The organism is Shimia isoporae (assembly GCF_004346865.1).
GTDB lineage: Bacteria > Pseudomonadota > Alphaproteobacteria > Rhodobacterales > Rhodobacteraceae > Shimia > Shimia isoporae.
Window position 1 is genome coordinate 141,258 of record NZ_SMGR01000001.1, and the last position, 14,373, is coordinate 155,630.

General features: G+C 59.0%; 13 protein-coding genes. 7 read left to right on the top strand and 6 right to left on the bottom strand.

Features of this window, described 5'->3' with window-relative positions; all coding sequences use genetic code 11:
- Window positions 1–12: 12 nt before the first annotated feature.
- Entirely contained in the window at window positions 13–804 is a 792-nt protein-coding gene (locus tag BXY66_RS00745) for an FkbM family methyltransferase (protein ID WP_132858279.1), read from the bottom strand.
- Between the two features lie 217 nt (window positions 805–1,021).
- Here BXY66_RS00745 and BXY66_RS00750 point away from each other — a divergent pair, with 217 nt between their 5' ends.
- A complete protein-coding gene (locus BXY66_RS00750; protein WP_132858280.1) occupies window positions 1,022–1,429 on the top strand; it encodes a hypothetical protein in 408 nt (135 codons plus the stop codon).
- Between the two features lie 8 nt (window positions 1,430–1,437).
- Here BXY66_RS00750 and BXY66_RS00755 read toward each other — a convergent pair whose 3' ends face one another.
- The gene (locus BXY66_RS00755; protein ID WP_132858281.1) at window positions 1,438–1,821 is read right to left on the bottom strand and encodes a hypothetical protein; all 384 of its coding nucleotides are present in this window, start codon (window positions 1,819–1,821) and stop codon (window positions 1,438–1,440) included.
- A gap of 170 nt (window positions 1,822–1,991) precedes the next feature.
- On the opposite strand from BXY66_RS00755, the gene hisC reads away from it, so the two are divergent.
- The 3 genes from hisC to BXY66_RS20565 are packed head-to-tail and all read left to right on the top strand — an operon-like array spanning window position 1,992 to window position 4,941.
- The gene (hisC, locus tag BXY66_RS00760) at window positions 1,992–3,089 is read left to right on the top strand and encodes a histidinol-phosphate transaminase (protein WP_132858282.1); all 1,098 of its coding nucleotides are present in this window, start codon (window positions 1,992–1,994) and stop codon (window positions 3,087–3,089) included.
- Window positions 3,086–4,009 (top strand): prephenate/arogenate dehydrogenase family protein, encoded by a 924-nt coding sequence (locus tag BXY66_RS00765; protein ID WP_132858283.1) that lies wholly within the window; start codon window positions 3,086–3,088, stop codon window positions 4,007–4,009. The genes hisC and BXY66_RS00765 overlap by 4 nt, the downstream gene beginning before the upstream one ends.
- On the top strand, window positions 4,006–4,941 hold the full coding sequence (locus BXY66_RS20565) for an extensin-like domain-containing protein (protein WP_243694259.1): 936 nt from the start codon (window positions 4,006–4,008) through the stop codon (window positions 4,939–4,941). The genes BXY66_RS00765 and BXY66_RS20565 overlap by 4 nt, the downstream gene beginning before the upstream one ends.
- Here the strand turns inward: BXY66_RS20565 and BXY66_RS00775 are convergent.
- Window positions 4,938–5,945, bottom strand: a complete 1,008-nt coding sequence (locus tag BXY66_RS00775; protein ID WP_165929070.1) for a DUF2125 domain-containing protein — start codon at window positions 5,943–5,945, stop codon at window positions 4,938–4,940. The two genes, BXY66_RS20565 and BXY66_RS00775, sit on opposite strands and share 4 nt — an antisense overlap.
- A 79-nt stretch (window positions 5,946–6,024) precedes the next feature.
- Here BXY66_RS00775 and BXY66_RS00780 point away from each other — a divergent pair, with 79 nt between their 5' ends.
- The 3 genes from BXY66_RS00780 (at window position 6,025) to BXY66_RS00790 (ending at window position 10,073) form a co-directional block, all read left to right on the top strand.
- Window positions 6,025–6,549, top strand: a complete 525-nt coding sequence (locus tag BXY66_RS00780) for a gamma-glutamylcyclotransferase (protein WP_132858285.1) — start codon at window positions 6,025–6,027, stop codon at window positions 6,547–6,549.
- A gap of 95 nt (window positions 6,550–6,644) precedes the next feature.
- On the top strand, window positions 6,645–7,883 hold the full coding sequence (locus BXY66_RS00785; RefSeq protein WP_132858286.1) for a biopolymer transporter ExbB: 1,239 nt from the start codon (window positions 6,645–6,647) through the stop codon (window positions 7,881–7,883).
- 3 nt (window positions 7,884–7,886) lie between these two features.
- Entirely contained in the window at window positions 7,887–10,073 is a 2,187-nt protein-coding gene (locus tag BXY66_RS00790) for a peptidoglycan -binding protein (protein ID WP_132858287.1), read from the top strand.
- Between the two features lie 6 nt (window positions 10,074–10,079).
- On the opposite strand, the gene BXY66_RS00795 is transcribed toward BXY66_RS00790, so the two are convergent.
- From BXY66_RS00795 to gloB, 3 genes are all read right to left on the bottom strand, one after another.
- Window positions 10,080–11,042, bottom strand: a complete 963-nt coding sequence (locus BXY66_RS00795; RefSeq protein WP_132858288.1) for a M23 family metallopeptidase — start codon at window positions 11,040–11,042, stop codon at window positions 10,080–10,082.
- 2 nt (window positions 11,043–11,044) lie between these two features.
- Window positions 11,045–13,375 carry an ATP-dependent Clp protease ATP-binding subunit ClpA gene (clpA, locus tag BXY66_RS00800; RefSeq protein ID WP_132858289.1) on the bottom strand — a complete coding sequence of 777 codons (2,331 nt, stop codon included), beginning with the start codon at window positions 13,373–13,375 and terminating at the stop codon, window positions 11,045–11,047.
- A 184-nt stretch (window positions 13,376–13,559) separates the two neighbouring features.
- Window positions 13,560–14,327 carry a hydroxyacylglutathione hydrolase gene (gene gloB / locus BXY66_RS00805; protein WP_165929071.1) on the bottom strand — a complete coding sequence of 256 codons (768 nt, stop codon included), beginning with the start codon at window positions 14,325–14,327 and terminating at the stop codon, window positions 13,560–13,562.
- Window positions 14,328–14,373: the final 46 nt, after the last annotated feature.

Consider the following 14,373-nt stretch of genomic DNA (forward strand, 5'->3'; position numbering starts at 1 on the left):
TTCATTTTGTCATCAGGTGAGAAGCGCTGCGATCCGGCAGTCAGGGTGAACAAAGAAAAAGTTGTTCACATAAACGCGCGACAGGGGGTTGCGGCTGCGGATGGCAAGGTTTTCTGGGCTTTGCAGCGTTTTGAGGTCTGCTGGCGAAACGTCTTTGAGCCGATTGTCGCGCGCGACATAGCAGGCACGGTATCCTTCGGTTTCTAGCAAATCGAAGAGGTCGTTGACCTTGTCTGAATGGCGGAGTTCCGTTTCGATCAACCAAACCGGACGGTCCTGCCTGATTCGTTCGTGCGCCCCCTTCACGACGTTGAATTCATTGCCTTCGACATCGACCTTGATCAGGTCGATGCGTCCATCATGGTCGGAGAAATAGCTGTCGATCGCGACGGTCCGGATGTCAAAGCTGTGGATGGCATCGTGTTCGGAGGTATCGAATTTGTTGCCTTGCGCAATGGTTCCGAGATCGACGCTTTCGATGCCGTCTTTTGCCGGGATGCGCAGAGTGGCTGAGCCGTTCGTGTCATCGACCCCCATCGGCTCAACTATGCAGGTTGCGCTGGCGTAGAAATGGCGCGTGTGTTCGAAAAGGCCGGCATTGGGTTCAAAGGAGAAGATACGGCGGGCTTTGGGGCGCAGAGTGTGCGTGTACATGCCGATATTGGCGCCCACGTCGACAAACGTGTCCAATGCTCCCGCGGGCAATCTGCGTGACAGATAGCGGGTCTCTATTTCATGGGGCGCAAGCCGCCATTGCAGCGCGTAGAGCCATTGAGCGAATTTGGTTTTTGTTGTGACGGGCACGGCAGGAGCCTTCTGCGCAAACGTTTCGAACGACCCTAGCCGCACGGAGTAAGGTATTCAAAAGATTTAAACTGTTCACATCTGTGGCGAAGAAAATACTGCAAAGTCTAAGGGTTTCGGGACAGGTTAAACGGTTTTCAATTAAGTTGGTGTTGATGGGGAATTGGGGGATTCCAAGGCAAGAACTGCCTGCGTGTGAACAGGAAAGGGAAACAAGATGGCAGTTCCATTGCAGTCCAACATGGTCATGAATGGCGGAGTGCCGCGTGTCGTGGTTCTGACGCCGGCGCAGAGCGTCATGGTCAAGGCCGCGTTGTCTCAGTACGGCGGGCGCGAAACAGCGAAAGTCGAAAAGCCGGAGCCGACCAAGGTGTCGCGTGGTCTGGACAGTCAGGGTGAACAAGCCCCGGGTCTTGATCCGGACTATGGCGCCAGCAAAGGTGGCACGACGCAGCGCGAGCTTGGATCGCAGACGCTGGATTCGTCCGTGCGCAACATGATCAACAACGCGGTGACCGCCTTTAACGGTGGCGCTGGCGGGAAATCATTTGCTCAGTTCATGATGGCGGAACTCAAAGCCAACGGCATCGACAGCACGCAGTCGTTCATCGACTACTATGCCTGACACCTGTGTCAGACCGGCCGGCTGAACACGTCTGGCATGAGGGCCGCGGCAACAAGCAGCAAGCCAATTGCGCCAAAGAACGCGATGCCCCCTCGCAGGGCGCGGCGTTGTTGGGACATTAGCATGTACGCCGTGGCACCAAGGTTAGATACAATGCCCATCAGCACGATGCCCCATGGAAAGATTCCATGGGCCAGAGAGTAGTTGCCAGACCCATATGCCACCAGCAGCGCAAGAATGGCGGTGCCGTAAAGGCGGTACATCAGCGGGGTGCCTTTGGGCAGCCACGTGATCGTATCCAAGCGGGCGGATGGCAGGAGCAGGTAAGGGGCGACAAGGCACAGCAGTGAGATCGCGATTTTTAGTATCAGGACGTATGTCAGCAACGTCATGTACGGTACTCCTGATCTGACTTTGCCGAATGTGGTCGCAAAACCGGCGCCTGATGTCGTTCTTTCCCGTCAAACGTTGCCACAAGGGCGCAATTTGGCGCAATGGTGGCTTCGTGGCTTTCAAATGCCAAAAGCCGCAGCTAAACACCTCTTCGTAAGTGGAGGATGTTATGTCAGTGATCGCGCCGCAGCCGGGCATTCTGGATATTGAACTTTATGTCGGCGGCTCTTCGACGGTGGATGGTGTGGCCGAAGTGGTCAAGCTGTCGTCCAACGAAAACCCCCTTGGCACCAGTGATGTGGTCAAGCAGGCCCATTCCAAGACCGGCCACAATCTGCACCGCTATCCTTCGACGGATCATGCCGGTCTGCGTGCGGCGATTGCCGATGTGCACAAGCTGGATGCTGATCGCATCATTTGCGGTGTCGGGAGCGACGAGGTTCTCCAGTTTGTAACGCAAGCCTATGCCGGTGTGGGCGACGAGATCGTGTACCCTGAACACGGTTTCTCTATGTATCCGATCCTGGCCAAAATGGTCGGCGCCAAGCCGGTTGCAGTCCCCGAGCGGGAACGGACAGTGGATGTGGATGCCATTCTCAAGGCCTGTACCAAGAAGACCAAGATCGTCTTTATTGCGAACCCGGGCAATCCGACGGGAACCATGATTGGCAGCAACGAGGTTGCACGACTGGCGGATGGCCTGCCCAAAGGCTGCATTCTTGTGCATGACGGTGCCTACACGGAATACGTTGAAGGCTTTGACGGCGGCGCGTCTCTCGTGGAGGCGCGGGACAACATGGTCATGACACGCACCTTCTCCAAGATTTACGGTCTTGGCGGATTGCGGGTCGGTTGGGGGTACGCCTCCAAGGAGATCATCGATGTTTTGAATCGCGTTCGTCAGCCGTTCAACCTGTCTACGATTCAGCTTGATGTGGCCGAGGCAGCCGTGCGGGATCAGGAGTGGGTCGAGAAGTGCCGCGCGGAAAATACGCGGATGCGCGCGTGGCTGGCGGAAGCTTTGGCAGAGTTGGGCGTGCCGTCGGACACCTCGACCACGAACTTCATTCTGGCCAGATTTGCGGATCAGGCCGAAGCTGAAGCCTGTGACGACTACCTGAAAACCGAAGGTCTGATTGTGCGTCGCGTCGCCGGCTATGGCCTGCCGCATTGTCTTCGGATCACGGTTGGAGACGAACCAGCCTGCCGCCGAGTGGCACACACAATCGGGAACTTCAAAGCCGAGTACCGCGGAGGCGGCAAGTGAGAACGCCGGTTTACAACCGTGTGGCCCTGATCGGGCTCGGGCTGATAGCGTCCTCAATGTTCTGGGCGATGAAGCGCGGCGGTTTGGCAGGTGAAGTCACCGGATATGCCAAATCGGCTGAAAGCCGCGAGACGGCCCGCCGGATCGGCCTGTGCGACCGTGTGTGTGAAAGCGCGGCCGAGGCAGTTGAAGGCGCTGATCTTGTGGTGCTGTGTGTTCCGGTTGGGGCGATGGGGGCTGTGGCTGCGGACATCGCACCTTCTTTAATGCCGGGCGCCACAGTAACCGACGTGGGCTCTGTCAAACGCCATGTGATCGACGCGGTGACACCGCATTTGCCCGACGGTGTACACTTTGTGCCTGCACACCCGCTGGCGGGTACGGAGCACTCTGGTCCGGAGAGCGGTTTTGCCGAGCTTTTTGACAACCGTTGGAGTTTGTTGGTGCCTGTCGAGGGCAGCGACCCAGAAGCCGTGGCCAAGTTGCGCGCACTCTGGGAAGGTATGGGCGCAAATGTCGACGAGATGGATGCTGACCACCACGATCTGGTTCTGGCCGTGACCAGCCATGCGCCGCACCTGATTGCGTATACGATGGTGGGTGTCGCAGACGATCTGCGCCGTGTCACGGACAGTGAGGTAATCAAATATTCAGCGGCCGGTTTCCGTGATTTTACCCGTATTGCGGCGTCGGATCCGACCATGTGGCGGGACGTGTTCCTGACCAACAAGGACGCGACGCTGGAAATCCTCGGGCGCTTTACGGAAGAACTGTTTGCCTTGCAGCGGGCCATCCGGACCGGTGACGGCGAACAGTTGCACGACTATTTCACCCGCACACGGGCCATCCGTCGCGGCATCATTGAAGCGGGGCAGGACACGGCTGCGCCGAACTTTGGTCGCGGGGGCGGCAAGGAATGACCCCGCGCGGCGGAATATTGGCCGCCTGCGCACTGGGGCTGATGGTGGCGGGAAACTTTGCGGCGGCGAAAGCCCCCAAGACAAGCCTGCGACCTGTGACCCGTGAGGATGTGTTTCCCTTGCCGAAGGAAACAACCCAAAAACAGGCGCGGGCCGAGGCACCATCAAAGTCTTTGCGACCTCGTTTGCGACCCTCATCTGTGACGCGCGCAGCGGTTGCGCAACCCGCTGCGGCTGTGGCGGCGGCCTCAACGGCCAACGTTGTCAAAACCAAACCGGCCAAGGCGGCCAAGACGCAAGCTGCGGAAACCAAAACCACCCGAGTGGCGATGGCGACCGGGCGTGATGCTGTTGAAACCGGCGTCAACGTACAGCGCAAGAAGCGATCTCGCTTGCCGGAGGGGATGAGCTATCTCTGCAAGAGCAAGAACATCATCGGTAAAGCCCACGCGCCGGTGCCTGCCAAGTTGCCAGGATGCGGCATCAAATCCGGCGCGGTGAAAGTCTATCAGGTCGGCGAGGTGTCGCTGAGCACGCCTGCGGTGATGACATGCGATACGGCTTTTGCCCTGCACCGCTGGGTGGACAAGGGCGTTGCGGACTCGGTCAAACACTTTGGCGGAGGTGTCAGCAAGCTCAAGGTGGCTGCCGGGTACGCCTGCCGGACACGCAACAACCGACCAGGCGCAAAGGTAAGTGAGCATGGTCGCGGGAAAGCTATTGATATTTCGGCGCTTTACACCAAAAGCGGCGACGAAATTTCGGTTCTGAGGGACTGGGGAAAAGGCAAAAAGGGCAGAATGCTCAGAGAGATGCACCGGTCTGCCTGTGGTCCGTTTGGCACGGTTCTCGGACCCAACGCAGACCGCTATCATCGTGACCATTTCCACTTTGACGTGGCCAGCCATCGCAGTGGACCGTACTGCCGCTAGCGGATGACGATCCGAGGCGCGGGGCCGATCGGGATCGGTCCGAAACGGGTTGTGCCACCTTTGAAGGTCAGCGGAATGTCCAGTTGCTTCTTGTTGCCGGAAAGTCCTGCGACAAAGGTCAGCGCCTGTTCCAAAGTGTCCAGAACTGCGGGAGCGACGCGCCCGCTTTCACGTGCGACCGCGATCATGTCCTGCCAGTTCACCAGCCGGAAAGTCAGTTCGCCAGTCGGGTAGCCAAGATTGTCGATAGAGACGGCTCCGGCCGCGTTGAAGACCAGGTCCCCCCAGACAATATCGGCGCGTTTGAGGTCCAGCTTGGTCGGTTGAGGACGGTCGTCCTCGATGGCGGAAATGTCCCATGGGCGTGTGAAGCTGGCGTGCAGGTCAGCCTGAAACACCTCGAATGTGCGTGGTAGGTCCACCCCGGAGGGCAGGGAGAATGCTGCGGGAGGCGCGAGGTCCGTGGCGCGGAAGGCCAGCCTGTAGGTCGCGCTGGGCTGGTCGCCTTCTGTGGGTTGACGGTGCAGAGCGAGGTCGAGGCCAGTGGCTGTCATCTGCCAATCCAGCGACGAGGAAAGTGCCATCGTGTCGATATCGACATTGATGCGCTCCAGCGCGAGATCCGTTCCCGGATGCAGTACGAGGGACGCGCGCATGTCCTCGGACTTCAGGGATAGTTTCTCCGTTGGAACGGCAAGAGTTTGTTCGTTCGGCCAGACCGCGATCAGGTGGTGCGGCTTGTATGTAAGTGCAAACAGTTGAAAGAACGGGGCTTCCCATGCAACCCCGGTTTCCGGGTCGGCAAGGGTGATCTGGGTGAAGGTGGTGTCAATTCGGTTGGGAAAGCCGGAAACCGAGAGTTCGTCATACTCTGCAACCCAACCATCGGCGCGACGGTCTTCGAACCAAGTGGCAAAGCCGGATTTCGCGCCATAGTAGCCTGCCAGCCAGAAACCGCCCCAGACCAGCGCACCCAGCACCATAAGCCTTGCCATCCATTTCATCGACTGCACCCTTTTCGCCGCGTTGCCTTTGGTGTTTAACGCGACCTCAGACACGGAACCAGCAAAAGGCGCAAGGCAGATGTGGGTATTCGGATACGGGTCGCTATTGTGGAACCCCGGATTTGAGGTGAGTGAGCAGTCTGTGGGCACCCTGCACGGCTGGCATCGCAGTTTTTGCATGCGCTCGATCCACCACCGTGGCACCGATGCAGACCCCGGTCTGGTGCTCGCGCTGGATGCCGAGGTCGGGGCGCATTGTCAGGGCGTGGCCTTGAAAGTGGCGAACGGACATGAAGCAAAAACTCTGGATTACCTGCGTGAGCGGGAACTGGTGAGCTCTGCTTATCTGGAAAAAACGTTGGAAGTGGCGTTGAGCGACGGGCGGACTGTGGAGGCTGTGACCTATGTGATCGATCCCGATCACGTGCAGTATTGCCATCTGGACCTTGAGGAGCAGGCGCGTATCATTTCCACAGCTGTTGGCGGGCGCGGGCCCAATACCGAGTATCTTTACAATACTGCCAGTCATTTGACCGCACTGGGCATCGAAGATGCGGATTTGGACTGGCTGTCCGCGCGGGTGCGGGAATTGGTGGCTGCCTGAGGTCCACTTTGATGTACCCAGGGTGAAAAACCTTGGCACTCTGGGCGCTTGCCAGTAGGGTGACGCCAGAAAAACAAGTGTCAGGACACGCGCTCATGGAGCAGCCGGACCGGAAAATCGAGCCGAAATTCAAAAGACCTGTAACCCAGATCTTGTACATGCTGGTTGTGCTTGGCGCGACCGCGGCTGGCGCCTCGGTGGCGTTGCCCAGCGTGATGGATGTGTTTCTGTCCAACATCTATCTGAATGGTTTCATCTTTGTGGTGTTCCTGATCGGCGTTTGCGCCACGTTCGGGCAGGTCTTGTCATTGACCTCGTCGATCCGCTGGATCGAAGGGTTTGTGGGGCTTCGCGAGAATTATGATGTAAACGCGCCACCCAAACTGTTGGTGCCTTTGGCGGCTCTGCTGCGTGAGCGCGGGGCGAACGGACAGATCAGCGCCTCGTCGACGCGGTCCATTCTGGATTCGGTCGCGACGCGGATCGACGAAGGTCGCGAAATCACGCGTTACCTTGTGAACACCCTGATCTTTCTCGGCCTTCTGGGCACCTTTTATGGGCTCGCGACCACGGTTCCGGCGGTGGTAGACACCATCAAAAGCCTGGACCTGGCAGAAGGTGAAAAGAGTACGGATGTTGTGTCGCGCCTTCTGGACGGTCTCGAAAGCCAACTGGGCGGAATGGGCACCGCGTTTGCCTCGTCGCTTCTTGGTCTGACCGGATCGCTGATCGTTGGACTGCTCGAGCTTTTTGCGGGACATGGCCAGAATCGTTTTTACCGTGAACTGGAAGAATGGCTGAGCTCGATTACGCGGGTCGGCTTTAGCTCCGGCGAAGGCGAGGGCGACGTACAAGTCCTTGGTGCGGCTTTCGAACATATGTCTGCGCAATTGGACGAGTTGCGCGAAACCATGATCGTCACGGCCTCGGCGCGCAACGAAGACGGCGGATCAATGACTGAATTGGCCGAGGCAATTCACCGTATGACCGACCGGATAGAAACGCAGGCGCCTGCAACCCAAGCTCTGTTGCGAGTGGCAGACGGGCAGGAGAAATTGATCCAGCATCTGGAAGGTCGCGGTGAAGACGGCGAAGGCGGCGTTGATGCCGAAAGCCGGATGCGGTTGCGCTCGATTGACGTGCAGATGTTGCGTATCCTCGAAGAAATCAGCGCGGGCCGGCAAGAAACCATGGCGGAACTGCGTACGGAACTGGGTGGCCTCAAACGCATCGTCAAGCAAACCGCGAGCGCATTCGGTGCCGCGCCGGTGAAGCCGATTGGCAAGGTGCGCCGTCGTGAACCACCTTCGTCTGATGGTGGACAGGAGGGCTAGGTCATGGCCCTGAGCCGCCGGACGGGACAACGCTTTCAAGCCTCGATCTGGCCCGGTTTCGTGGACGCGATGACCGGGCTTTTGCTTGTGCTCATGTTTGTGCTGACGATCTTCATGATCGTGCAGTTTGTGTTGAGCGAGACCATCACCGGACAGGAAACCGAGCTTGATGCTCTGGAATCCGAGGTTGCTGCTCTGGCCGATGCCCTAGGCCTGGAGCGCACAAGAACCCGGGAACTGGAAGGCGAACTGGGCGGGTTGCAAGCTACTCTGACGGACACGCAGGCGGCTTTGGTGGAGAGAGATGCGCTGATCGCGTCATTGACGGCGACGCGGGACCGCCAAGCTATTGAGTTGGAAGCAGCGCGGACCGAGATCACATCATTTGAAGCGCAAGTTGCTGCCTTGCTTGCCGATCGGGAGAAAGCCCTCGGAGACATTGCTGCACTTGAGGGTGAGCGGGACACTTTGATCGACGAGCGCGACGCGCTCAATCTGGCGCTGGTTCAGGCACGGGGCGAAATCGACGCACAGGTCGAGGCCGCGCGACTTGCGGCGGCGGAGGCGGATGCAATGCAGGCCCTGATCGAAAGCCTGCGAAAGGACGTCTCTGAAGGTGAGGCGCAGATTGCTGACCTTGAGGGACAGCTTTCGGACGAGGAACGGGCGCGGTTACTTGAGGCAGCAGCGGCCGAAGAATTGCGCAATCGACTGGAAGACGCCGACGCCGAGCTAACAGCGATGACGCTGGCATTGGAACAACAACGGCAAGAGGCAGAGGACACGCTGACCCTGCTGGCGGCGGCGAAGGCGGCGCAAGAGGATCTCGAGGTTAAGCTGGCAGCAGCTCTTGTCGAGGGCGAGGCGGCTGGTGCGGATCTGGCCGAAACGATCCTGAAGCTTGCGGCCGTCGAAACGGAACTTGAGACACGAGATGGCGAGCTGGCGAGCGTAAAGGCAGAGCTGGCGGCGGCTTTGCTGAGTGTGGAAACCAGCAAGACAACAGTTGCGGAACTGCTCGCACAGGTGGCCAATGCGGAAGCAGAAAAAGCGGGTGCCGAGGCGCAGGCCGCGAGCGACCTTGCTGCGCTGGAAGCGCGGTTGGCGGAAGCGCTGGAGGCAAAACTTGCCGAAGAAACAAGGGCCAGCGAAGCCGAGGCGGCGCGGGACGGGTTACAGGACGTTGTTGCGACGCTGGAGGAGCAGCTGGCCGCGGCTGTGGCGGCGCAGGTTAAGGCCGAAGAAAACGGTAGCTCGCTGCGCGAGCGTCTTGCGACGGCACTGGCAGCGAAGCTGGCGGCGGAAAATGCGTTGGGCGACACGGGCGATGTGCGCGAGCAGCTGGCCGCCGCTTTGGCAGCACAGCGGGCGGCGGAACTGGCGCAGGACGAGGCCATGACCGAGGCCGAGCGGCGTGATGCGCTGCTTGCCGAGGCCAACAAAGCCCTGTCGGAAGAAGAAGCCAAATCTGCGGAGAGTCTGCGCAAGGTGGAAGCCTTGAATCAACAGATCGCAGCGCTCAGGACACAACTGGGGAGCTTGCAGGCCCTATTGGACGATTACGCAGAGCGCGATGCCGCCTCAAAAGTGCAACTGGAGGCGTTGGGGTCGGACCTGAACGCAGCTTTGGCACGGGCCGCCGCAGAAGAACGCAAAAGGCGCCTGCTGGAAGAAGCGGAGCGAGCGCGGCTGGAGGCGGAGAAAGCCGACCTTGAGGCGCGGACACAAGACCTTGCGCAATACCGGTCCGAGTTCTTTGGGCGCCTGCGCAGTTTGCTGGGTGCGCAGGAGGGCGTGCGTATCGTTGGCGACCGTTTCGTGTTCTCTTCCGAGGTGCTGTTCGACGTGGGCGCTGCAGGGCTGTCACCTGAGGGCGAGCGGGAGCTGGCCAAGGTCGCCGCGATCCTGCAGAGCGTGATCGACGACATTCCGGCGGAGATCAATTGGATTTTGCGGGTCGATGGACACACGGACAATTTGCCGATTTACGGTGGTCAGTTCGCAGACAACTGGGAACTGAGTCAGGCGCGCGCGCTATCGGTTGTGCGCTACATGATTGACGAACTCGGGTTGCCGCCGGACCGGTTGTCGGCGAACGGATTTGGCGAGTATCAGCCCGTAGATACAGCGAACACCGCCGAAGCCCGCGCCAAGAACCGTCGGATCGAGTTGAAGTTCACCGAGAAATAATGCCCGTCACTTGACCATGACAGAGGTGGTCGACTGATCTAACACCTCGCCGTCGCGGCTCAGAGTGACAATGCCGGTGTAGGTGCCTTTGGGCCAGCCTTGCGCGGGGGTGCGTTTGCCAACGGCACGGAAGTACTGCGCCTGAACTTTTTCCAGTGTCACGGACTGGGACATCACGTTGCCGGTAGGGCCGGTGATGGTGATATCGACAATGTCGTCCGATCGGCTCCCAAATCCGAACGCAAAGACCACCAGGGCAGGGGCGTCAGTTGCGATTTCCGCGTCGCCGGCAGCGCCTGACTTCACATCGGAATAGTCGGGGATACCCGTTTCGAAGCCGGTGCGGATCAGACCACCCGCCTCATACTGCAGGGGATCCGCCCACATTGCATCGCGAGGTTCACCACAGCGGTCGGCGTCTTGGGAAGGAAAAAACGGGTCCACAACACGGCCGCCCTGGCGAACGGAAATATGCAGGTGCGGAAACTGCGTGCGACCGGAAAGTCCGATTTGACCGAGGATGTGACCGGCTTCGACTTTGTCGCCTTTGGCGACCTGTACAGACCCCTGTTTGAGGTGGCAGTATTGGGTTTCCCAACCCTGCCCGTGGTCGATTACCACCCCGTTTCCGCAGTCTCGACCCTCGATCTGGGCCGCGTTTTCCTTGGTCAGAATCTGGTCTTTCATCCCGTCACGGGTGCCTTTGACAACACCGGCAGCAGATGCAAGCACGTTGACGCCTTGCTCCATCGCCGCGTAGGTCGGCAGCGCAAAGTCCGTACCCTTGTGACCGTCATAGCTGAGGGGGCCACAGGTAAAGTCGAGATAGCCGGAGGCGGAATTGTGATCGACGTAATTCTGGATGTAGCAGTTATCGCCAATGTTGCAGTCGACCGGGGTCTCCAAAAGAGGCGCGCCCGCGGCCGGTAGGGCAGCGAGCGCGACAAATGTTGAAAGCGTCAGGCGCATTATCAGTCGGCGGTCAGCAGCGGCGGCTTGTCACCAGAGATGCGGCGCTTTTCGGGGCCGGAAATATCAAGTTCCAACTCGCCATTCTTGACCTTCACCTTGACCACACCGCCTTTGGAAAGTTTTCCAAAGAGCAGTTCCTCGGCCAGTGGCTTCTTGATGTGTTCCTGAATGACGCGGCCAAGCGGACGAGCCCCCATCTTTTCGTCGTATCCCTTGTCGCCGAGCCAAGCGGCGGCTTTGGGGGTGAGTTCGATGGTTACGCCCCGATCCAGAAGCTGAACCTCAAGCTGCATGACGAATTTCTCGACGACCTGCATGATGACGTCCTTCGGCAGCGGCGCGAAGGAGATCACGGCATCCAGACGGTTTCTGAATTCCGGAGTGAAGGTGCGTTCGATTGCTGCGGTGTCTTCACCTTCGCGGCGATCACGCCCGAAGCCGATGGCGGCCTTGGCCTGTTCTGCGGCGCCTGCGTTGGATGTCATGATCAACACGACATTGCGGAAGTTCACCGTGCGGCCGTTGTGATCCGTCAGCTCCCCGTGGTCCATCACCTGCAGCAGGATGTTGTAGACATCAGGGTGGGCTTTCTCGATCTCGTCCAGCAGCAGGACGCAATGCGGATGCTGGTCCACACCATCCGTCAGCAAGCCGCCCTGATCAAAGCCGACATAACCCGGAGGCGCACCGATCAGGCGAGATACGGCGTGTTTCTCCATGTATTCGGACATGTCGAAGCGCAGCAGTTCCACACCAAGGGTGTCCGCCAGTTGTTTTGCGACTTCGGTTTTGCCCACACCGGTTGGACCGGCGAAGAGGTAGTTTCCGATGGGCTTTTCCGGTTCGCGCAGACCGGCACGGGCAAGCTTGATCGCGGAGCTGAGCGACTCGATGGCGTTGTCCTGGCCAAACACCACGCGCTTGAGGGTCTTTTCCAGATCCTTGAGCACTTCGGCGTCGTCCTTGGAGACGCTTTTCGGCGGGATGCGGGCAATCTTTGCGACGACAGCCTCGATTTCCTTCACACCGATCGTTTTGCGGCGTTTGGAGGCGGCCACGAGATGCTGGGCAGCGCCAGCTTCGTCGATAACGTCGATGGCTTTATCCGGCAGCTTGCGATCGTTGATATAGCGCGCGGACAGCTCCACGGCCGTTTTGATCGCGTCTGCCGTATATTTCACGCTGTGATGCTCTTCGAAGTACTCCTTGAGACCTTTCAGGATCTTGACGGAGTCATCTACGGTCGGCTCGTTCACGTCGATTTTCTGGAAACGACGGGACAGGGCGCGGTCTTTTTCGAAGTGCTGACGGAATTCCTTGTAGGTCGTGGACCCCATGGTGCGCAGCTTGCCGCCCTGCAACGCAGGTTTCAGCAGATTGGAGGCATCCATCGCGCCGCCCGAAGTGGCTCCGGCACCGATCACAGTGTGGATTTCATCGATGAACAACACCGAGTCGGGGTGTTCTTCCAGTTCGGTTACAACAGCCTTCAGACGCTCTTCGAAGTCGCCGCGATAACGTGTGCCCGCCAGAAGGGCTCCCATATCGAGGGAGAAGATTGTGGTCTTGGACAGAACCTCGGGTGTTTCGCCTTGAACGATTTTGCGGGCAAGACCTTCTGCGATTGCGGTTTTGCCAACACCCGGATCCCCCACCAGAAGCGGGTTGTTTTTGCGGCGACGGCAAAGCACCTGAATGCAGCGTTCGACTTCGTGGTCGCGCCCAATCAGCGGGTCCACGTCGCCTTTGCCGGCTTTCACATTCAGATCGACGCAGTATTTCGCCAGCGCGGAATCATCTTTCTGCTCCTCGGCAACGCCCTCGATGCGCGGTTCGTTGGGCTGCTCTTCGTCAGCACCGGAAACGGGTCGCTGTTCGCCAAAAGCAGGATCCTTGGCCACACCGTGTGCGATGTAGTTTACCGCATCGTAGCGGGTCATATCCTGCTCTTGCAGGAAGTAAGCGGCGTTGGATTCGCGCTCGGCAAAGATTGCCACAAGCACGTTGGCGCCGGTCACTTCGGTGCGACCCGAGCTTTGGACGTGAATGGCTGCACGCTGGATCACACGCTGGAAAGCGGCGGTCGGTACGGCTTCGGAACCTTCGATGTCGGTCACGAGATTGGACAGATCGTCATCGATGAATTCGACAAGGTTCTGACGCAGCTCGTCCAGATCGACGCTACAGGCCCGCAATACGCGCACGGCATCCGGCTCGTCCAGCAAGGAGAGCAAGAGATGTTCTAGCGTGGCGAACTCGTGCTTGCGTTCATTGGCAAGACCGAGAGCTGCGTGGATGGCTTGTTCGAGCGAATTCGAGAATGACGGCACTGTGTGTCTGCTCCCTCCGGGGGTTTGGGGCTGACCGCGGGGACAACCCGGTTAGGTCAGTATGTAGGTGTTACGTTAAAGTTTGGTCGATTGATCACGGTCTTCAAGGACTTTCTGCAAAATTAACCATAGAAAACCGCCGCACGGTTTCGTGAGGCAGCTTTCAAAAGCGGTTTTGCAGGTGTCAGAAGTTGTCTTTGCGGCGGCGAATTTCGGCAAAAACCTCTACCGGATCGGCACCTTGCATGCCGACGGCGGCCTGAACAGACGGGTCATGGCCCCGCAAGAAAGGGTTTGTCGCCAGTTCGTCGGATAAAATGGACGGCACGGTCGGAATGTTCGCTGCTCGGTCTGCGCGAATCTTTTCGACCCGTTGTTTGAGCGCAGGATTGTCCGGATCGACAGTGATCGCGAATTTGGCGTTGGATTCGGTGTACTCGTGCCCCGAACACACAATTGTCTGCGGCGGCAAGGCGGCGAGTTTCGCGAGACTATCAAACATGACTTCCGGCGGGCCCTCAAAAAGCCGGCCGCAACCGAGCGCCATAAGGCTGTCGGCCGTGAACACAACACCGGTGTCGGGAAAATAGAAGGCGATGTGGCCCATAGTGTGCCCCGAGACGTCGATGATCTGGGCGGCTTCACCGCCGATAATCAAAGTGTCACCCTCGGACAACGAGACATCAAGAGGCGGCAGGCGTTCTGCATCCGCGGAGGCACCGACGACCTTGGCAGGGTGCTTTTCCAGAATGCCGGCAAGGCCATCCACATGGTCCCAGTGATGATGGGTCAGAAGCACGTGGCTCAGGCGCCAGCCCCGGTTGGCAAGCTCTTCCAGAATAGGGCCGGGTTCCGGTGCATCCACCAAAGCGGTGTCCCCGCTGGCAGCGTCGTGGATCAGAAAGGCGTAGTTGTCCGCAAGGCAGGGAATGGTGACGATGGTCTGGGGCATGGAAATCCGCCTTTTGATTGCTATGTTAGCCACAAGACTTGCCGAT